The organism is Paenibacillus glycanilyticus (genome assembly GCF_023715145.1).
GTDB lineage: Bacteria > Bacillota > Bacilli > Paenibacillales > Paenibacillaceae > Pristimantibacillus > Pristimantibacillus glycanilyticus_A.
This window is the reverse complement of the sequence record NZ_JAMBNP010000072.1, coordinates 1-352: the sequence shown is the minus strand read 5'-3', so window position 1 is coordinate 352 and position 352 is coordinate 1. Positions and strand designations below refer to the sequence as shown.

Genomic DNA, 352 nt, shown 5'->3' with positions numbered 1-352 from the left:
ATCCGTTTGGTGGCGATGGCGGAGGGGAACCACGCGTTCCCATACCGAACACGACCGTTAAGCCCTCCAGCGCCGATGGTACTTGGACCGCAGGGTCCTGGGAGAGTAGGACGTCGCCAAGCAGGTGAACTTATAACGCGAGTTTATTACCAACTTTTATGAGTTGACTGTAATAAATGAGCATGATAAGATAACCTTCCGTCCAAAAGACGGAGTTAAATTTGTTCTTTGAAAACTGGATAGCGAAAGAATGAAACATCCTTAAGCAAGAAACATGTTTTTATTAGGTTAAGCTAATAAGAGCGCACGGAGGATGCCTAGGCACTAGGAGCCGAAGAAGGACGTGGCGAAC

Annotated in this window: 1 rRNA gene; it reads left to right on the top strand. The window is 47.4% G+C overall.

The window, feature by feature from the left end:
* The first annotated feature begins 5 nt into the window (after positions 1–5).
* Positions 6–122 (top strand): 5S ribosomal RNA (rrf, locus tag M3194_RS31025).
* Positions 123–352 lie beyond the last annotated feature (230 nt).